The sequence below is a fragment of the Qipengyuania algicola genome, from assembly GCF_042492175.1.
Taxonomy (GTDB): domain Bacteria; phylum Pseudomonadota; class Alphaproteobacteria; order Sphingomonadales; family Sphingomonadaceae; genus CAJXSN01.
This window is the reverse complement of record NZ_CP170453.1, coordinates 625179-644065: the sequence shown is the minus strand read 5'-3', so window position 1 is coordinate 644065 and position 18887 is coordinate 625179. Positions and strand designations below refer to the sequence as shown.

Here is an 18887-nt window from a genome sequence, read left to right as displayed (position 1 = left end):
TAAAGCGCGGGGGCTGGTGTTTACCCGAAGGTGCTGAACAGGCCCGGCCCGTGATCCTTCAGCCAGCGATCCGCAGCGGGCAGCTCCGGCCCGAACAGCTGTGCTAGCAATGCGTGAAATGCAGGCGAGTGGTCAAAATGGACGCGGTGCGCGGTTTCGTGCGCGACGACCGAGCGGCGGACATGATCGGGTGCCTGCACCAGTCGCCAGTTCAGCCGCATGGTCCCGTCGCTCGCGCAGCTGCCCCAGCGGCGGCGCGCGGTGCTGAGCGAGAGGGGCGGGGGCGGCAAGTCGATCATCGCGCTGTATTCTGCCGCATCGGCCTCGAACAGCTCCATCGCCCGGTCGCGCAGCCAGCGCTTCAGGCGCGCCTCGATGCTTGCCTCTGGCCCACCGAGATAAATCTGGCTGTCATCCGCATTGGGCTGGCGCGGGGCCTTGGGCGACCATTCGATGGGCAGTTCGCTGCCACGGTAGTGGATGATGCCGCCGGGCACGGGCGGCGCGCGGCGCGGGCGTTTGGCCAGCTCGGCCTCGAGCCAATCGGTGCGCGAGCGGGCGAAATCGAGCGCGTCCCCGACACGGCCCCAGCGGGGGATGGTGACTTTGACGCCCTCGCCATCGGGCGCAAGCCGCAGTGTCAGGCGCTTGGCCGTGGGGTGGCGGATAATGGCCAGCGGCAGGGCGCGGCCGTTCAGGATGATCGAACGGACAGGCGGCTTTTCTGCCGGATCGCGTCTGAGCCAGTCGATCACAAGTCCGACCCGCTCTCGTCCCAATCGACGATGTGATGCTCGAGCGGCCCAGCCTCGTCCTCGCTGACAACACGGCCCGCCACACCGGCCCCGCGCAAATGCACCGCGTCGCGGTCACCGCTCAGAAGATAATGCCATTCGGGCAGGGGATCACCGTCGGCGCGCAGGCGATAAGCGCAGGTGGCGGGCAACCAGCGGACATCCTCGACAATCTTGAGCGTCAGCCGCAGGCAATCGGGGACTTTCGCCTTGCGACCCGGATAATCGGTGCACCGCGCGGTCTGCGTGTCGAGCAGGGTGCAGGCGACATTGGTGTCCTCTATTTCGCCGGTGTCCCAGTCTTCCATCTTGTGCAGGCAGCAGCGCCCGCATCCGTCGCACAGCGCTTCCCATTCTGGAGCGCTCAAATCCGCCAGCGGACGCTCCCAGAACCGGTCCCTCAACGCACCCATTTGGCCAGCTCTTCGGCCACCGCGTCCGCGCCAAGATCGGTGGGCAATGTGGCGATAGGCAGTCCGTCAGGCCCGAACAGATAGGTGACGTTGGAATGGTCCATCAGATAGCCGCCGCCCGGCGCGTCTTCTCCGCGCGAATAATAGACGGCAAAGGCCTTGGCGGCGTCGGCAATTTGCTCAGGTGATCCGGTCAAGCCGATCAGGCGCGGGTGGAAGGCATCGGTGAACTCCGCGACCACTTCTTGCGTATCGCGTTCGGGATCGATGCTGATAAACAGCGGCTGGATTTTCGCACCCAGCTCCGGCTCGGCCTTCTCGAATGCTCTCAGGCCCGCCATTGCCCGCTGGTTGTCGGCCGGGCAGATATCGGGACAGTACGCGTATCCGAAATACACGGTGCGGTACTGGCCGTCGAAATCGGAGAACCTCACCGTCTCGCCGGTTTCCGAAACAAGCTCGAACTCGCCGCCAATGGTCGCGCCCGCGAGCGGGGGTTCCTGCATTTGCGCCTGCTGTGCACCACAGGACGCCAGGGCGAGGGCCGCGAGTGCCGCGAAACAGGGGGTGAGATTCTTGGTCATGGCGAACAGGTTCAGGCTTTGCTAATTGGGGGCGATGAATAGGCAGCGGGTGGACGTAGTGTCCATCTGACATGTGGTGGAAAACAGGGTTCAATTCAATGCGGGCAACGGCACCTTTCCGGAAAATTCAAATGGGCACCATGACGGGAATCGCGGTCGGTATCGGCCTCGCGCTGGCGCCGGCATCTCTGGCGATTGTCAGCGCGCCCGCCGCGGCGCAGGCACTGTATTCGGACAGCTTCCAGTTCCTGAAACTGGTGCGCGATCGGGACGGCGAGAAGGTCACGAACATTCTCGACACGCCGGGGCAGACCATCATCAACACCCGCGATCTGACGACCGGTGAAACAGCGGTGCATATCGTTGCCCAGCGCCGCGATGCGGTGTGGATCAAGTTCCTGACCGATCGCGGGGCCAATCCCAATATCGCCGATGCGAAAGGCGTGACCCCGCTCATGATCTCGGCCAATCTGGGCCATATTGACGGGGTCGAGGCCTTGCTCGATGCCGGCGCACGGGTCGATGTGGCCAGCTCTGCGGGGGAGACTCCGCTGATGGGCGCGGTGCACCGGCGCGATATCGCGCTGGTCCGCCTGTTGCTCGAAAAAGGGGCCGATCCCGACCGGAACGACAATTCGGGCCGCTCCGCGCGTGACTATGTTGAACTGATGGGTTCGAAGCGCCTGATGGATGAATTTGTCGCCGCCGACGAAGCGCGTGCCGGTAACGGGGAACCACAAACCTATGGCCCCAGTTTCTAACCCATGATCGATAACCCTCAGGATCTGACGCTGGACGAGCTGCGGCTCGCTCTGGCCCCCGCCATTGCCGATTCGGCCATTTTTGACGGCTGGGGCGCCGAAGCCCTGCAAATGGCGGCGGAGATGGAAGGCGTTGACCCGGCCGTTGCGCGGCTGGCCTTTAAAGGTTCGGCCAGCGCTCCCGATGCAATGGCGATGGTCACCGCATGGATCGACGCGATCGATGCACGGATGGTCGCCGAATTGCCGAAGGAAGAGCTGGCCACGCTGAAAATCCGCGAACGCATCCGCGCGCTCGTGGCGTTCCGGCTGGAAGCGGTTGAGGGACAGGAAGAAGCTCTGCGCCGGGCCATGGCGATCATGGCCATGCCGCAAAATGCGCGTACGTCGCTGAAAATCGGCTGGCGGAGCGCTGATCTGATGTGGCGGCAGGCGGGCGACACGGCCACCGATTACAACCACTATACGAAGCGCACGATTCTTGCGGCGCTCTATGCATCCGTGCTGACGGCCTTCATCAATGACGAGAGCGAGGACAAGGCGGACACGCTGGCCTTCCTCGACCGGCGGATCGACAATGTGATGCAGTTCGAAAAGGTGAAGTCCCGCTTCCTGCGCTCCGACCGCGAGACTTTCAGCGTGACGCGCTTTCTGGGCCGGTTGCGCTATCCCGCGCGCTAGCGACATCGCCCCAAGCCTCTATTGATAATCACTTGCAATACGCCAGGGTGCATGGCAGCACCCGGCCTATGAACCTTGCCACCCTGAAGACCGGCCAGAGCGCCACCATCACCGGGATCGACTGGTCCGCCGTTGCGCCGGGCGATGCCAAGCGCCTGCGCGCTTTGGGGCTGGATACCGGCGCGGAAGTGGCGGTTGCCTATCGCGGAGTTTTCGGCGGGGCCGATCCGCTGGCGATCCAGATCGGGCGCACGACTGTTGCGCTGCGCCGGGTGCACGCGGCGGCCATGGCGGTCGAACTGCCCGCACCCAACGCCTAGACCCTCCCGCGCAGGATATTTGACGACATGACCGAGATGCGCCGCGTCGCTTTGGTGGGCAATCCCAATGCCGGGAAAAGCGCGCTGTTCAACAAGCTGACTGGCGCGCGTCAGAAGATCGCCAATTATCCCGGCGTGACGGTCGAGCGCAAAGCAGGCAAGATAGCTCTGCCCGGCGGGGCCAGCGCCGAACTCATCGACCTGCCCGGCAGCTATGCCTTCGATGCGTCCAGCCCGGACGAGGAAGTCACCCGCAAAGTTGTGCACGGCGAATTTCCGGGCGAAGCCGCCCCCGATGCGCTGATTCTGGTGCTGGATGCGGCCAATCTGGAACAGCATCTGGTGTTCGCGCAGGAAGTGCTGGCACTGGGTCGGCCCACCGTCGTCGCGCTCAACATGGTCGACCTGGCGGAGCGCGACGGACTGACCGTAGATGCGGCGGCCCTGTCGCAGGCGCTGGGCGTGCCGGTTGTCCCCACCGTGGCCGTGCGGCGGCGCGGGCTGGATGAACTTATCACGGCAGTGGAAGGGTCATTGCAGGGCAGCGATGAGCTGGAGCCGCGCGCGCATCTCGATCTGATCGAGCGGCGGCTGGCGGCCAAGAACATCGCCAAGGGCGCGATTGTGTCGCGCAGTTCGGGCCACCGCGTTCGTTCGGGGCTGGACCGGGTGTTGCTGCATCCGTGGCTTGGCCCTGTCATCCTGTTCGCATTGCTGTTCGTCGTGTTTCAGGCGGTCTTCGCGTGGGCCGATCCGTTTATCGGCCTGATCGAAGGCGCGACGGAAGCCTTGGCCGGCTGGGTCACCGGCATCATGCCAGAGGGCTTCTTCCGCGATCTGATTACCGAGGGACTGATTGCCGGTGTCGGCTCCGTCATCGTGTTCCTCCCACAGATCATCATCCTGTTCGCCTTTATTCTGGTGATGGAATCGACCGGCTACATGGCCCGCGCGGCCTTCCTGATGGATCGGCTGATGGCGAAGGTCGGGCTTTCGGGGCGCAGCTTCATTCCGCTCCTTTCCAGCTTCGCCTGCGCTATTCCGGGCATCATGGCGACACGCAGCATTTCCGATCCGAAAGACCGTTTGACCACCATCCTGATTGCCCCGCTGATGACGTGCTCGGCGCGCCTGCCGGTCTATGCCGTGATCATCGCGGCGGTGATCCCGGCGACCACAGTGGGGCCGGGCATCGGCCTTCAGGGACTGGTTCTGTTCGCGCTGTATGTCGCCGGGATAGTCGGCGCGATGGCAGTGGCGTTCGTGCTGCGACGCTCTGTTGCCAAGGGCGGGGCGTCGGGCTTCATCATGGAGATGCCGCGGTATCAATTGCCCGATATCCGCGATCTGCTGATCGGGTTGTGGCAGCGGGCATGGGTGTTCCTGCGCCGCGCAGGTACGATCATCTTCGCGGCAACGGTCATCCTGTGGCTGCTGCTCACCTTCCCCAAGGCCGATCCGGGCGAGAACCAGCTCGATGCCAGCTTTGCCGGGCAGATTTCCAGCGCAATCCAGCCCGCCTTTGCGCCGGTGGGCTTCAACCGCGAAATGACGCTGGCGCTGGTCCCCGCCATGGCCGCGCGTGAAGTCGCCGTCTCCAGCCTCGCCACGACCTACGCAGTGGAGGCCGATGACGAGGCCGAAACAGAAGCCGCCCTGCGCGACCAGATCGCCGCCCGGTGGAGCCTGCCGACTGCGCTCGCTTTCCTCGCGTGGTTCGTCTTCGCCCCGCAATGCCTCAGCACCATCGCTGTGGCCCGCCGCGAAACGAATGGGTGGAAATGGCCGCTCTTCATGCTGGGGTATTTGTTCGCGCTGGCTTATGTGTTCGCGGGAATCACTTACTGGAGCGCCCTCGCTCTGGGATTGTAGCGAAGGATTGGTAAGATGGCCGGGTCACTCAACAAGGTAATGCTCATCGGGAATCTGGGCGCCGACCCGGAAGTCCGCAGTTTCTCCAATGGCGGCAAAGTGTGCAATCTGCGCATCGCGACCAGCGAGCAGTGGAAGGACCGCAACACCGGCGAGCGGCAGGAACGCACCGAGTGGCACACCGTCGCGATTTTCTCCGAAGGTCTGGTCGGCGTGGCCGAACGCTTCCTGAAAAAGGGCAGCAAGGTCTTTATCGAAGGCCAGCTGCAGACCCGCAAATGGCAGGATCAGCAGGGCAATGACCGCTACTCGACCGAAGTCGTCCTGCGCGGCTTCAACGGCACGCTGACCATGCTCGACGGCCCCGGCGGCGGCCAAGGCGGCGGCGGTGGTGGCGGCTATGGCGGCGGCGGAGGCCAAGGTGGCGGCGGCGGTGGCGGCTGGAACCAGGGCGGCGGCTCAGGCGGCGGGAATGGCGGAGGCGGCGGTGGCCAAAGCTCCGGCGGCGGCTCCAATTACGACGATCTGGACGACGATATCCCGTTCTGAGTTTGCTCGCGTCCCTGCCCACGTGGGGACGCGGTCAACCTAACCCTTCTTCAGCGCATCCAGCATATCGGCAAGTGGGCCGCGTGCGGCGGCTTCTTCCAGACCGGCTTCGGTGCGGGCGGCGTCTGCGCCTGATCCCTCGGCATAGGGATCTATTGCGAGGCCCAGTGTCTGCGCGACCGCTTCGCCCAAATCGATAGTGTCGCCTTCATATTCGATCTCGTCCAGCTCGTCGCGCTCCAGCTCGATTTCGATCGGCTCGTCATCGGCGGGCATAGCGGCGGGCAGGGCGAAGTCGCTGAGAGGCAGGAAAACAAGCCCGATGTCCTCGGTCAATGAGACCGGAAATTCCTCGCCCGACACAGCGCAGGTCTGATGGATCTGCGCCGCCATTGTGCCGTGCGCGCGGACCTTCTCGCCATCGCGTTCCAGCGCAATTTCGGCAGTGAGCGTATTCACTGCTGGCAGAGCGAAGCGATCAGCAAGGGCTGCACGCTCGGCCTCATTCGCCTCGATCTGCACCGGGCGAGCGTCGATCTGGCGCAGGCGGACGGGGCGGGAAAGTTCAGGCGTTGCAGGCATAGGCGTCGTCACAATTGCAGCTCCGCCTCCAGCAAAACATCATAGGGCAGACCGCCGATCACGATCGACAGCTTGCGCACTTTTTCGGCCACGCAGTCGGGCGATCCGCCCTCGGCAAAAGTGATGTTGCGCTCCATCGCGGCAGCCAGAGCTGCGTTGTCCTCTTGCGCGAGCGCCTCACGCAAAGCGCCTGTGCGTCCGCCCAGCGCGCTGACCAGATTGCCGACTTTCTTGCCCACGGTCGGATCGCCAATGCCCGCCTCGCGCAGCTGGCCCTCCATATCCTCGACAAACAATTCCGTCAGCCTTGCGCTGGCAGGGACTGTCTTGGGGTCCTGCTCGAACCGCAGCATGGCGAGCGCAATCATCGTGCTCAGGACATCGAAGCGCCCTTCCAACGTATCGGCCACCTTGCATTCTGCATACCACGCCGGATCGCGCGCGAGGCCGACCAGCCGATGCCACAGCGGACGGATGGTTTCCTTCGGATCGGGCCCGCGGGAGAACAGTTTGGAGAAGAAGGACATGAGGCAGAAACGCTCCGCTGGAGAAATTGTTCATCTGGCCGTTCATCCGCAATTCAACGCATCAGCACCAGAAATCGTTGCCCGCGGGCAATCGCGTGTCCGGCATGCGTTGCCAGCGGCGCGATGCACCCTTAAGGCGGGTTACGCACCATATAGGCCGCCGGGCGCCCCGCTTAAAGACGGGCATTGGGCGGCCATGACGAACAGTTTAGTCCGGCAATCCGGATGGGTAAGGAACGATAGCGTGATGAAGCTCCGCACAGGTTTCAAGGCACAGATGATGGGAACGGCGCTGGTCGCCATGAGCATCGGCGTAACCGGTTGCAGCTCGATTACCGAGGGTGCAGGCTACATCGCCAATGACGGGCTGACCGCCACGATCCAGCCGGGTCTGGATAACCGGCGCTCGGTAACGGAAACTCTGGGCCGCCCCAGCTTCACCAGCCAGTATGGCACGCCGACCTGGTATTACGTGTCGAGCACCACGGGGCGTAAGCCCTTCGTGAAGCCTCGGATCGAGCAGCATTCGGTTTTTGCAGTGGAGTTCGATGGCGCGGGCAATGTTGTGTCGGTGAACACCACCGGCGTGGATCAGGTCGTGTATCTGTCGCCCGATGGCGACGAGACACCGACGCTGGGCCGCGAGCGCAGCTTCCTCGAAGACCTGTTCGGCAATATCGGCACTGTCAACGCACCGGGTGCACCGGGTTCCGGCGGACCATAACCGCACACCTTTGCCGGTTCCGCGTGGCTTGATCCGCGCATCGGCAGCCCCATATCCTTGGGTATGAGCACTTCAAACGATAGCCACGGCCTCACCCCGTGGCACGGCACCACCATCATCGGCGTGAAGCGGGGCGATAAAATCGTCGTCGCGGGCGATGGGCAGGTTTCCATGGGCAATACGGTGATGAAGCCGAATGCCCGCAAGGTCCGCCGGATCGGGGATGGCAAAGTCGTCGCCGGATTCGCGGGGGCGACCGCCGATGCCTTCACCCTGTTCGAGCGGCTGGAGCGCAAGCTGGACCAGTATAACGGCCAGCTGATGCGCGCTGCTGTCGAACTGGCCAAGGATTGGCGGACCGACAAATATCTCCGCAATTTGGAAGCGTTGATGATCGTCGCCGATGCCGAAGTGCTGCTGGTGCTGACCGGCAATGGCGATGTGCTGGAGCCGGAAGGCGGCATCGCCGCGATCGGGTCAGGCGGAAACTATGCGCTAGCCGCAGCGCGCGCTCTGTCCGATTACGAAGACGATCCAGAGAAAATCGCCCGCAAGGCAATGGCCGTTGCGGCGGATGTCTGCGTCTTCACCAATGATCAGGTGACTCTGGAAACAGTCTGACAAACCCGCTCGTCCTGAGCCCGTCGAAGGACCGTCCTTCTTCTGGCGCAGCGCGAGATCTCAGAAAAATACAACCCTTCGACAAGCTCAGGGTGAGCGGATCAGGAATTATGACACAAAGTTTGACCCCCAAAGCCATCGTCGCAGCATTGGACGAGCACATCATTGGCCAGAAAGATGCCAAGCGCGCCGTGGCTGTGGCGCTGCGCAATCGCTGGCGGCGGCAGCGGCTCGGCGCGGAATTGCGCGATGAAGTCACGCCCAAGAACATCCTGATGATCGGCCCCACCGGCTGCGGCAAAACCGAAATCAGCCGCCGTCTGGCGAAGCTGGCGCAGGCCCCGTTCGTGAAGATCGAGGCGACCAAATTTACCGAGGTCGGCTATGTCGGGCGGGACGTGGAGCAGATCGCCCGCGATCTGGTCGAGGATGCGATCCGGCTGGAGAAGGACAACCGCCGAGAGGCCGTGCGCGAGGCCGCCAGCGAGGCGGCGATGGACCGGCTGCTCGATGCGCTGGTCGGCGACAATGCCAGCGAGGCCACCCGGCAGAGCTTTCGCCAGCGGATTACCGACAATGCGATGAACGATGTCGAGGTGGAAATCGACGTCACCGATGCTCCCTCCATGCCGATGGATATGTCGGGCATGGGCGGCAATGTCGGGATGATCGACCTCTCCGAAATGTTCGGCAAGGCGATGGGCAAGAAGCCGACCAAGCGCCGCAAGCTGAAAGTGCCCGAGGCGTGGGACCGGCTGGTTGATGAAGAAGCCGAGAAGCGCATGGATCAGGACGATGTCGCGCGGGTGGCACTGGAGAACGCGGAGACCAATGGCATCGTGTTCCTCGACGAGATCGACAAGATCGCCGTCAGCGATGTGCGCGGCGGCAGTGTGTCCCGCGAAGGGGTGCAGCGCGATCTGTTGCCGCTGATCGAGGGCACCACGGTTTCAACGAAGCATGGCCCGATGAAGACCGACCACGTGCTGTTCATCGGCTCGGGCGCGTTTCATGTCGCCAAGCCCAGCGACATGCTGCCCGAATTGCAGGGCCGCCTGCCGATCCGGGTGGAGCTGCGCGCTCTGACGGAGGAAGACTTCGTCGCCATCCTGAGCGAGACGCGGGCCAATCTCGTGACGCAGTACAAGGCGCTGATCGGGACCGAGGATGTCACGCTCGACATTACCGAAGACGCCGTGCGCGAAGTCGCCCGCATTGCCGCACAGGTGAATGAAGGCGTCGAGAATATCGGTGCGCGCCGCCTGCAAACCGTGATGGAGCGCCTGCTGGAAGACATCAGCTTCGACGCCGAGGACCACGCTGGCGAAACGATCACCATCGATGCGGCTTACGTTCGCGAACGGCTGACCGATCTGGCGGCGGATACGGATTTGTCGAAGTATATTTTGTAGTAACTTTGCATTCGGGAGCGATTCACCATGAACGCCACAAGCAGAATCTGTGGGTACGGCGCCACCGGTTTAGAGCTTCAGTATATAGAGTGGACTGCAAAGGCTACCATTGCAATGGCAGCGACAGGGATCGGAGCACTCATACTTAGCACAGTTGGCGTTATATTGGTTTTCCGAACTCTGAAGGCTACACGCGAAGCCGCAAATGCTGCAGCCTTACAACTATCCAGCTTCAAGAATACTGAGCGGGGATTCTTGACTGGTCATATTCAGTTTGGAGTGGCTCAGGACGATGGCTCGGTCCGCGTAAGTTGTTTGGTTGCCAACAGAGGCAAAGCCAAAGTGGAAGTGATTGAGGTTCACGGTCAATGGCAAAGCGACCTAACAATCCCAGATACCCTACCTCGTCATGTTGCAGATCCGATCTGGGTCGAACCTGAAAAATGGAAATCAGTCTCGTGCCCAATTATTACATGGACCGAGCAAGATGACCTTGATCATCTCATCATTGAAGTCCGCTATCGCGATCAATTTGGGGACAAACATTCGCTCTGGCTCGCGGGCAGCCTAACCGAAATCGTCACGCCCTCTGAGGAGGAGGTAAAGTTTGGCGGTGACCCGACCACTCACAAGTTTCGAGATCTCACGCAAGCGTTAGTCCCCTTAGATTAGGTATGGTATTAAGGATGCGGCGCTAGCCCGATCTCGACGCCCGTCTTGTCGGTCAGGGCGAATTTGTCGATCAGGTCCGCACTCGCTTCATTCAGCCCGACCACCTGCACGCTGCGGCCATTCAGGCGCATGCGTTCGACGATCTTGTCGAGCATATCCACGCCGGTGATGTCCCAGAAATGCGCCCGTGTCACGTCGATGATGACGTGATCCGCCGGGTCGGGGCGGGTGCTCTCGCGGCCGAAGGCCTGGCTGAACCGGTCCACGCTGGCGAAGAAGATCTGGCCGGTCACCACATAAGTCGCTGTTTCCGCATCGCGCGTGCGGACCACGCCGAACATGCTGCGCACCTTGCCGGTGAAGAAGATGCCCGACAGCAGCACGCCGACCAGCACGCCCAGCGCCAGATTGTGCGTCCACACCACCATGATCACCGTCGCCAGCATGACGACGGAGGAGCTGGTGGGGTGCTTGGTCAGATTGGGGATGGAATTCCAGCTGAACGTCCCGATGCTGACCATGATCATCACCGCGACCAGCGCCGGCATCGGCACCTGACCGACAATCGGGCCGAGCAGCCATAGTAGCACCAACAGAGTGAAACCGGCGGTGAAGCTCGATAGACGCCCGCGCCCGCCGCTGGTGACGTTGATCACCGACTGGCCGATCATCGCGCAGCCGCCCATGCCGCCAAAGAACGCCGCGACGATATTGGCGACGCCCTGGCCCCAGCTTTCGCGCTGCTTGTTGCTGCCGGTGTGCGTCATGTCGTCGACAATCTGCGCGGTCAGCAGCGATTCGAGCAAGCCGACAGCGGCCATGGTCAGCGAATAGGGCAGGATGATCTGCAATGTTTCCAGCGTCAGCGGGACGTCGGGAATGATGAAATAGGGCAGGCCTTCGGGCAGTTCGCCCATATCGGCCACGGTGTTGACCGGCGCTTCCAGCCAGATGGTCAGCCCGGTGAGTACGATGATGGCAACCAGCGGGCTGGGGACGGCGGTTGTCAGCTTGGGCAGCAGATAGATAATCGCCAGCGCGCCCGCGACCATCGCATAGGTCAGCATGGATACGCCTTCATTGCCGGGCAGCAGCTGCGGCATCTGGGCCATGAAGATCAGGATGGCGAGCGCATTGACGAAGCCGGTGATCACGCTGCGGCTGACAAATTGCATCAGCAGGTCGAGACGCAGCAGCGCCGCGATCCCCTGGAAAATGCCCATCAGAATGGTCGCGGCGAACAGATATTCGACCCCGTAATCGCGCACCAGCGGGACCACCACGACGGCTACCGCGGCGGTTGCTGCGCTGATCATACCCGGACGACCACCGGTAAACGCAATCACCATGGCAATCGCGATGGAGGCATAAAGGCCCACGCGCGGATCGACACCCGCGATGATCGAGAAGCCTATGGCTTCGGGGATCAGCGCCAGCGACACGACGATCCCGGCGAGGATATCCTTGCGGATATTGCCGAACCAGTCCTGCCTGAACGAGCCGTCGGTTGCAGCGATTGCTGTCATGATGAGAAATCCGGATTGTGTGCGTGTGCCGCCGCTCTAACGCGCAACAGCAAGAATAGGATGAACGCGCGCCCTAGGCTTTGCTGCACTGCAGCACAACCCGCGCGCTTACCTATGCGTATGACGTGCGCCCGCTATTGCGCGGCGACATCCTGCGGCTGATCCTCGGTCTGCTGGCGGGCCCACATCTCTGCATAGAGCCCGTCGCGGCGCAGCAACTGCGCATGCGTGCCGCGTTCTTCCAGCCGGCCTTCGTTCAGAACGAGAATGTCGTCCGCGTCGGCGATTGTGCTCAGCCGGTGGGCGATGGCCAGCGCAGTGCGGTCCTGCGCCACCCGGTCCAGCGTCGCGAGAATCGCCTGCTCGGTGCGCGAATCCAGTGCGCTGGTCGCTTCGTCGAACAGCATGATCGGCGGGTTTTTCAGCAGGGTGCGGGCAATCGCCACGCGCTGCTTCTCTCCGCCCGAAAGCTTCAGGCCGCGCTCGCCGACCTGCGTCTCGAACCCGTCGGGCAATGCTTCGATAAACGGCAGGATCGCGGCATCGCGGGCGGCGGCAATGACGTCCGCGGTGCTTGCTCCGCCCAATTCATGCGGGTGGCCATAGGCAATATTATAGCCGATCGTGTCGTTGAACAGCACGCTGTCCTGCGGGACGATTCCAATGGCAGCGCGCAGGGATGCCTGCTGGACCTGCGCGATATCCTGGCCCGCAATCAGGATACGGCCTTGCTGCGGATCGTAAAACCTAAACAGCAGTCGCCCGATAGTCGATTTGCCCGCGCCCGACGGCCCGACAATCGCGGTGCGCGAACCGGCGGGCACTTCAAAGCTGAGGCCATGCAGAATAGTACGATCAGGATCGTAACCGAACACGACATTGTCGAATACCACGGTGGGCGGCTGCGCGATCAGCGCGGGCGCGCCGGGTACGTCCCGCACCTCCACCTCGGTATCGATCAGGCGGAACATCTCGGCCATATCGACCAGTCCCTGCCGGATGCTGCGATAGACCCAGCCCAGCATGTCGAGCGGGCGAAACAGCTGCATCAGATACATGTTGATCGCGGTCAGATCGCCCACTGTCAGATTGCCCTTGCTCCATTCCCACACGGCAAAGACCATCGCGCCCGCCATCAGCGCATTCGTAATCAGTGATTGCACCACATTGAGCAGCCCGAGCGAATTCTCGCTCTTGATCGCCGCTTGCTGGTATTCCGTGGTGGCGGTGGAATAACGGTCCTGCTCGCGGTCCTCGGCACCGAAATACTTCACCGTCTCGTAATTGAGGAGCGAGTCGACCGCGCGGGAAAGCGCTGTGCCGTCCAGCTGGTTCATTTCGGCGCGCAGTTTCACGCGCCATTCGGTGATCCAGCGGGTGATGAAGATATACAGCACCACGGTGAACGCCGTCGCCGCCACCAGCTCCCAGCCGAAAAGGGTATAGAAAATGATCGCCACTGCTGTCAGTTCGATCACCGTGGGGGCAATGTTGAACAGCAGGAAATAGAGCATCGAATCGATAGTCTTGGTCCCGCGCTCAATCGTCTTTGTCACCTCGCCCGTGCGGCGTGACAGGTGGAAGCGCAGCGACAGGCGGTGGAGGCGGGCGAAAACGTCTTCCGCCAATGCGCGGGTGGCATCCTGCCCCACTCGTTCGAACACGACATTGCGCAAATTGTCGAACCCGACCGACAGAAACCGCGCGCCGACATAGGCCAGCACGAAGCCGATTGCGACGAGTGTGACCGTCTCGCGCGCACCGTCATTCGCGCCGGTCATCGAATCGATGGCTTCTTTCATCGCCAGCGGCATGGTCAGAATCACGCCCTTGGCCATCAGCACAATCAGCAGAGCGCCGATAATGCGCGCCTTCAGATCGGTCCGACCCTTGGGCCAGAGGTAGGGGAGGAAACGGCGGATCGTCCCCCAGCTATCGGCGGGAGGTTTCTGACCGGGCATGACTGTATCGGGTGGCACGCTGCGCTATGTGGGGCGGGCGCGGACCAAGGGCAAGGCGGCGGGCCGCTGGCACCCCCGACCGCGCGCTGCGCTAGCTTTCCTTGATGCGGGATCCGCGCGCATTGGGCCGCAGTTTGCTCCGGCCGCTGCTGCGCGCCGATGCGGGCAGATCGAACAGGATTTCGCGGCTCGCAAAATCGATCGCAACCCGGTCAAAGCTGCGCAGGTTCTGCATCCCCAGAATTAGGGCGGGCTTCTTGTCCAGACCCAGCGCTGCGAAGGCGGGACCGTCGCCATAGCTCATCGGTACGCGGGACAGCGCCAGCCCCGCAATGGTCACTTCTCTGGCGAGAACGATGTCGTTTGTCGTGGTTACACCGTTGACATCGGTGGCGATCGATTGCCCCTGCTTTGTCCCGCGAACGCGGCGCATGAGGGCGGCGTTGCCGACCGATCCTTGTGCGCCCGTGTCGATGATGACGGCAGTTCTCACGCCGTCCACCATCGCATCGGTGATAATCATCTGGCCCAGTTTGCGCCTCGCGCGCACGACGATTTCGAAACCGTCGCTGCCGCCCGCATCATAAGCATCGCCCACCGTCATGGTGCGGTCGCGAAAGTCGATGATGACGCGCAGATCCTGCAGGGAATCCAGCCCCAGAATGCCATCTGCGCCGATATTGCTCTCTTTAAGCAGGGGCGCCTGAAGATTGTCGAACTGGCGACCGGCAAATTGCAGGCCATCGAAATCGACCAGAGTGACCTGCGCGCTGCTGCTCATGCCGACCAGAGTGGCTGTGCCTGTCGGCGTCATGGCAAAGCGTTCGGAAAGGGCGGGCGTAACCACCGTCGCCTGCGCACCGGTATCGACCATGAAGTCGAACGGGCCCTCGCCGGAAATCTGCACCGGCACTGTCATGCGGCGATTGCGGTCGCTCGATATGGCGAGGATATATCCTTCGATCATGCTGATCCGCTGCTCTAAGCTGCGGATGAGCTCGGCGTCGCTTTGCACGGCATGGGCGGCAACGGGCGTTAAAGCGAGTGCAGCGGCAGCGCCGGCTCTTGCGATGGCGGACAGGGTGGCGTGATGGCGCGTCATTGTTCTCTCCCGGTAGAAGAGCAATACCACATGGTGCGCGGCGGGGCCAATATGGGCGATTGGCCTGCCGGAAGTGTCAGTAAGGCGGAACTATTGCTTAGCGCGGCGTGCCCAGCGCTCGGAACCCCACCGCGCCACCACGGCATCGGCGCGGGCCAGATCGGATCCCTTTAGCTGGTCGTAAGGCAGGCATCTGTTGTTCGGCAGGAAACAAACTTCATGCGTGTCCAGCCTGATGCTGACGATCCGTCCATCGGGCTCCGCGAGGCCGATGGCGGTCGGTTCATCCAATGGGCCGATTTGCAGGAATGGCGGGAATTCCGGCTGGACGGGCTGCCCCCCGGTCATGGCGGCGAGAATGATAGGGCGCAGGTCCGACAGACCCAGCGGACCGGCGGGGGCGGCAGCGGGGCGATTCATCACGAGAAATGTTTCGTTCTGCGCTTTGCCGATGCGGTGGCCGTGGCCGAGAAATCCGTCGTCGAACAGCTCTTCCCCGTGATCGCCGGTGACCACGAGTACGGTGTTGTCCCACTCGCCGCTTGCTTTCAGCCGGTCGATCAGCTCGCCCAGCCAGAAATCTGCGGCCGCGACAGCATTCCAATAGCTGCGCTGGACGTGATCGGCGTTCTTGGCCGAGATCGCGCCGCGCTCGATCGGATGGTCTTCGATGCGGTTGGGCATTTCGTCATGCGCATAAGGGAAGTGCGGGGATTGGAAATTGAAATAGGCGAACAAGGGGTCCTGCCAGTCGGATGGTTCGCCGAAGTTTTCGTCGAACGCGGCGAGCAGATGGTTCTCGGCCACCAGCAGCGACCCTTGCGCGGCGAAGCTGAAGGCGCGCTTCTCTTTCAGGCTCTCGGCATCGACATAAACATCGGCTGCGTCGCGCATGCCGACAGTGGCCGATATATTGCCAAAGTCCTCCGGCTGGCCGGAAAACACGCCGATGCGGTAGCCGCTTTGATCAAGCTCGCGGAAAAGGGATGGGCTACCCTTCGCCGGGACCAGCGATCCGGAGAACAGCGATTTCAGCGATTCGGTGGTGAAGCCAACATGACTAAAGACAGAGGGTGTGACGCTGCCTTCTGCCGCCAGAGCGTTGAGATTGGGCGCGACTTCCTGACCGTTCACCACTTTGCCCAGCACATCGCTGCGGGTGCTTTCCAGAACCACGATGACCAGATTGGGCTGCTCGCCAGTGATCTGGGTCAATGCCGGCTGCTCGGGAATGGCGACCAGTTCGAGATCACCGCCAAAGCCGTCCTCGTCCACACCGTTGCCGGGAATATCCAGCGCCAGTGGATGGCGGGCGCTGTCGAAGGGGTGATCGTCGCGGATGATGGCGATCATGCCGTACCCGTCGCGGTCGAAATCGGTGGCTGCATCCAGAGCCGTGCCGCCCGCGCTCCACACTTGTGTGCGGTTGAGCCCGAACGCGGCATCGCCGCCGGAACGGGGAATGAAGGCCAGCGCTCCGATCAGGGCCAGCGTGGCGACGCCGCCCGCTTTCCATCCCGGGCGCAGCGCACCGTAGCGCGCTCCGTCCTTTGCGGTCGGTCCGGGATGGCGGCGCACCCAGCGCCAGATCAGCCAGTAGACCAGCACCACACCCAGCAGCGCGCCGACGCCCAGTGTAATCTCGTTGATGCCATACAGAATCGCATCGCCCAGACTGCCGCCGCCCAATTGCTTCATCAGGCCAAAGCTCATCGCGTCGCTGAAATAGCTGGCGAGCTGGTAGCGCAAAGCCATGACCCCGGCGAACAGGCCGCCAAAGGCAAACAGGAAATGGAACAGCAAATGCCGGTTCGATCCCGACCGGTTGAGCCGGGCAATGATCGCCCATGCCAGCAGGCCGATAAACACTTGTGCGCACACATAGCCCAGCACGAACAGCGCCACCTCGCCCCCGCCATCGACGGCGCGCGACTGGCCAAAGCCGCCGGTGAACAGGCCGAACTTGCGATTGGCCAGCAGCAGCTCTGCAAGCGAGAGGATCAAAACAACGCCGGTTGCGGCCAGCAAGGTCAGCACGCGGTTCATGTCAGGCGGGCTCCAGATCGCGGTGGAAGATGAAGGCGCGGATTTCGCGCAGGGCCGGGCGGGCGATGGTCAGCAGCACCCCCAGATAGGTTGCCGCGCCCAGCGTCCCGACGACCGCCAGCACCAGCGGCGCGGGCATCGGAGGGAGGGCAGGCTTCACCCACAACACCACCATCGCCATGGCCAGCGTCGCCAGCAGTCCGGGGAGGAGCGCGGAAAACAGATCGGTCCAGCGCGCGCCGATTTTGGGTAGTGTGACCGCGAGGGTGAAAAGCAGCAGCGCAGGCGCCCCGAACCACCATGCATGCACCAGACCCATCGGCCCGGCATTGACAGCCGTCAGGAACAGCACCGGGAAAAGGACCGCTCCAAACCCGTTGGTCATCAGGTAAGCGCCCGGTTTGCTCATGGCATTGGTGGCCGGGCTGCATACGATTTGCAGCGCCATCAGCGGCATCGCCAGAGCTAGGCCCGCCACAAGCGGTGCCATCTCGGTCCATTTCGGGCCGAACAATGTATAGACCGCTTCGTCCGCCACCAGCGCCAGACCGACATAGATCGGCGCGGTTACCAACAGCACTGTACGCTGGGTGGTGATGAAATAAGACGCGATAGAACGTCCGGCCTTATGCACCTCGGCATAGGCGGGATAGGCAACCTCGTTGATCGGCGGCAGGAAGCGGCCGGTCACGATCAGGGTCAGAAACAGCGCTTCGGAATAAAGGCCGAGATCATGCAGGTCGAAATGGCGGCCTGCGATAAAGATGTCGCTCTGGCTCTGGATGATCCAGAACAGCTGGCAGATCGTCAGCGCGCCGCCAAAGGTGATGAGATCGCCCGCCCCGCGCATATCGAACACCGGCCACACCAGCAGCCGGGCGGCGTAGGTCAGGACCATGGCCCGCGAGGCAAAGCCGACGATCGGTGCGATTACCAGCGCCCAAACGCCGTAATCGAACCACGCCATGACCAGCGCCGTTACCGCGCCGGCAACAGCGCCGATCATATTGGCCAGCCCCTGACTGCGAAATTCCAGCCTGCGCGACAGCAGGGCCGTGGGCATTGCTATAAAAGGAGTGGTGAAAAAGATCAGCGCCTGCACCCGAAGGATCGTCTCGACCTGAGGCTGATTGTAATAGTCCGCCGCAATGGGGGCCATCAGCAGTTGCGCGGCCGCCAGTACGGTGTTGAGCATCAGCAGCATGGCAAAGACTTGCCCGATCCGCCGCTCGTCGACCTTGTCGGCCTGAATCAGAGAGGTGGCGAAGCTGTGCCCATTGAGAAAGTTCAGCGCGACCAGCACCACCTGCGTCATCGCGAACAGGCCGTAATCGCCCGGCTCCAACAGGCGCACCACCATAAGAGTGGAGGTCCATGTGATGACCTGCGCAAGCAGCTGACTGCCCCACCGCCACGCGACGGCAGAGCGCACGCGTGCGGTAAAGCCGGCGGGGCTCGCGCCAGCATCGGGTTCTGGAATGGGATTCGGCGCAGTCACAACAGGGGTGCGTTAGGGGCAAAAGGTGAAGGATTTGCAGCCAAGGCCCACATTTCTGCGGGCGACAAAGGTTAAGCCCGCGTTGAGAATCCTTGCAATCGGGGGAACGAAACCCATCTTCTAGGGGCAGAGGCATAGTAGGAATGGCGGCTTTCCGCGGGTCCGGCACTTTTTTGAAATAAAATTGCAAAGACGTGTTGACCCGAATCAAGGCGCCGCATATATGCCCTCTCACCGAAGCG

At 62.6% G+C, this 18887-nt stretch carries 19 protein-coding genes; 9 read left to right on the top strand and 10 right to left on the bottom strand.

Annotation, left to right across the window (positions count from 1 at the left end; genetic code table 11):
- Positions 1-20: 20 nt before the first annotated feature.
- Genes ACFCW2_RS03115 through ACFCW2_RS03105 form a run of 3 tightly spaced genes read right to left on the bottom strand, consistent with a single transcriptional unit; the run spans position 21 to position 1713 of the window.
- Positions 21-755, bottom strand: coding sequence for a M48 family metallopeptidase (locus ACFCW2_RS03115; RefSeq protein WP_379548118.1), 735 nt, complete (start codon positions 753-755; stop codon positions 21-23).
- Positions 752-1207: a YcgN family cysteine cluster protein gene (locus tag ACFCW2_RS03110; protein WP_379548116.1), complete on the bottom strand. Its 456-nt coding sequence runs from the start codon at positions 1205-1207 to the stop codon at positions 752-754. Before ACFCW2_RS03110 ends, ACFCW2_RS03115 begins: the two co-directional genes overlap by 4 nt.
- Complete coding sequence (locus ACFCW2_RS03105) at positions 1195-1713, bottom strand: SCO family protein (RefSeq protein WP_379548115.1); 519 nt, start codon at positions 1711-1713, stop codon at positions 1195-1197. The genes ACFCW2_RS03110 and ACFCW2_RS03105 overlap by 13 nt, the downstream gene beginning before the upstream one ends.
- A 209-nt stretch (positions 1714-1922) precedes the next feature.
- On the opposite strand from ACFCW2_RS03105, the gene ACFCW2_RS03100 reads away from it, so the two are divergent.
- From ACFCW2_RS03100 to ssb, 5 genes are all read left to right on the top strand, one after another.
- Entirely contained in the window at positions 1923-2552 is a 630-nt protein-coding gene (locus ACFCW2_RS03100) for an ankyrin repeat domain-containing protein (RefSeq protein ID WP_379548113.1), read from the top strand.
- A gap of 3 nt (positions 2553-2555) precedes the next feature.
- Entirely contained in the window at positions 2556-3233 is a 678-nt protein-coding gene (locus ACFCW2_RS03095) for a COQ9 family protein (protein ID WP_379548112.1), read from the top strand.
- Between the two features lie 68 nt (positions 3234-3301).
- Positions 3302-3553: a FeoA family protein gene (locus ACFCW2_RS03090; protein WP_379548111.1), complete on the top strand. Its 252-nt coding sequence runs from the start codon at positions 3302-3304 to the stop codon at positions 3551-3553.
- Positions 3554-3580: 27 nt separating this feature from the next.
- Positions 3581-5425, top strand: a complete 1845-nt coding sequence (feoB, locus tag ACFCW2_RS03085; RefSeq protein WP_379548110.1) for a ferrous iron transporter B — start codon at positions 3581-3583, stop codon at positions 5423-5425.
- A 15-nt stretch (positions 5426-5440) separates the two neighbouring features.
- Entirely contained in the window at positions 5441-5974 is a 534-nt protein-coding gene (ssb, locus tag ACFCW2_RS03080) for a single-stranded DNA-binding protein (RefSeq protein WP_379548109.1), read from the top strand.
- Between the two features lie 39 nt (positions 5975-6013).
- Here ssb and ACFCW2_RS03075 read toward each other — a convergent pair whose 3' ends face one another.
- Together ACFCW2_RS03075 and ACFCW2_RS03070 are read right to left on the bottom strand one after the other, a co-directional pair.
- Positions 6014-6556, bottom strand: coding sequence for a YceD family protein (locus ACFCW2_RS03075; RefSeq protein WP_379548108.1), 543 nt, complete (start codon positions 6554-6556; stop codon positions 6014-6016).
- A gap of 8 nt (positions 6557-6564) precedes the next feature.
- Positions 6565-7083 (bottom strand): ubiquinol-cytochrome C chaperone family protein, encoded by a 519-nt coding sequence (locus ACFCW2_RS03070; protein ID WP_379548107.1) that lies wholly within the window; start codon positions 7081-7083, stop codon positions 6565-6567.
- A gap of 247 nt (positions 7084-7330) precedes the next feature.
- Between ACFCW2_RS03070 and ACFCW2_RS03065 the strand changes: the two genes are divergently transcribed.
- The 4 genes from ACFCW2_RS03065 to ACFCW2_RS03050 all read left to right on the top strand — a co-directional run bounded on the left by ACFCW2_RS03065 (position 7331) and on the right by ACFCW2_RS03050 (position 10512).
- Complete coding sequence (locus tag ACFCW2_RS03065) at positions 7331-7807, top strand: outer membrane protein assembly factor BamE (protein ID WP_379548106.1); 477 nt, start codon at positions 7331-7333, stop codon at positions 7805-7807.
- A 63-nt stretch (positions 7808-7870) separates the two neighbouring features.
- Positions 7871-8428, top strand: a complete 558-nt coding sequence (gene hslV, locus ACFCW2_RS03060) for an ATP-dependent protease subunit HslV (RefSeq protein ID WP_379548105.1) — start codon at positions 7871-7873, stop codon at positions 8426-8428.
- Between the two features lie 110 nt (positions 8429-8538).
- A complete protein-coding gene (gene hslU / locus ACFCW2_RS03055; RefSeq protein WP_379548103.1) occupies positions 8539-9840 on the top strand; it encodes an ATP-dependent protease ATPase subunit HslU in 1302 nt (433 codons plus the stop codon).
- Between the two features lie 27 nt (positions 9841-9867).
- Positions 9868-10512 carry a hypothetical protein gene (locus ACFCW2_RS03050; RefSeq protein WP_379548102.1) on the top strand — a complete coding sequence of 215 codons (645 nt, stop codon included), beginning with the start codon at positions 9868-9870 and terminating at the stop codon, positions 10510-10512.
- A gap of 8 nt (positions 10513-10520) precedes the next feature.
- Here the strand turns inward: ACFCW2_RS03050 and ACFCW2_RS03045 are convergent, their stop codons facing one another.
- The 5 genes from ACFCW2_RS03045 to ACFCW2_RS03025 form a co-directional block, all read right to left on the bottom strand.
- Entirely contained in the window at positions 10521-12038 is a 1518-nt protein-coding gene (locus ACFCW2_RS03045) for a SulP family inorganic anion transporter (protein ID WP_379548100.1), read from the bottom strand.
- 134 nt (positions 12039-12172) lie between these two features.
- Positions 12173-14017 carry an ABCB family ABC transporter ATP-binding protein/permease gene (locus ACFCW2_RS03040; RefSeq protein ID WP_379548099.1) on the bottom strand — a complete coding sequence of 615 codons (1845 nt, stop codon included), beginning with the start codon at positions 14015-14017 and terminating at the stop codon, positions 12173-12175.
- 73 nt (positions 14018-14090) lie between these two features.
- Positions 14091-15101, bottom strand: a complete 1011-nt coding sequence (locus ACFCW2_RS03035) for an aspartyl protease family protein (protein WP_379548097.1) — start codon at positions 15099-15101, stop codon at positions 14091-14093.
- 90 nt (positions 15102-15191) lie between these two features.
- Positions 15192-17147, bottom strand: a complete 1956-nt coding sequence (locus ACFCW2_RS03030) for a sulfatase-like hydrolase/transferase (RefSeq protein WP_379548095.1) — start codon at positions 17145-17147, stop codon at positions 15192-15194.
- A gap of 1 nt (position 17148) precedes the next feature.
- The gene (locus tag ACFCW2_RS03025; protein WP_379548094.1) at positions 17149-18645 is read right to left on the bottom strand and encodes a lipopolysaccharide biosynthesis protein; all 1497 of its coding nucleotides are present in this window, start codon (positions 18643-18645) and stop codon (positions 17149-17151) included.
- Positions 18646-18887: the final 242 nt, after the last annotated feature.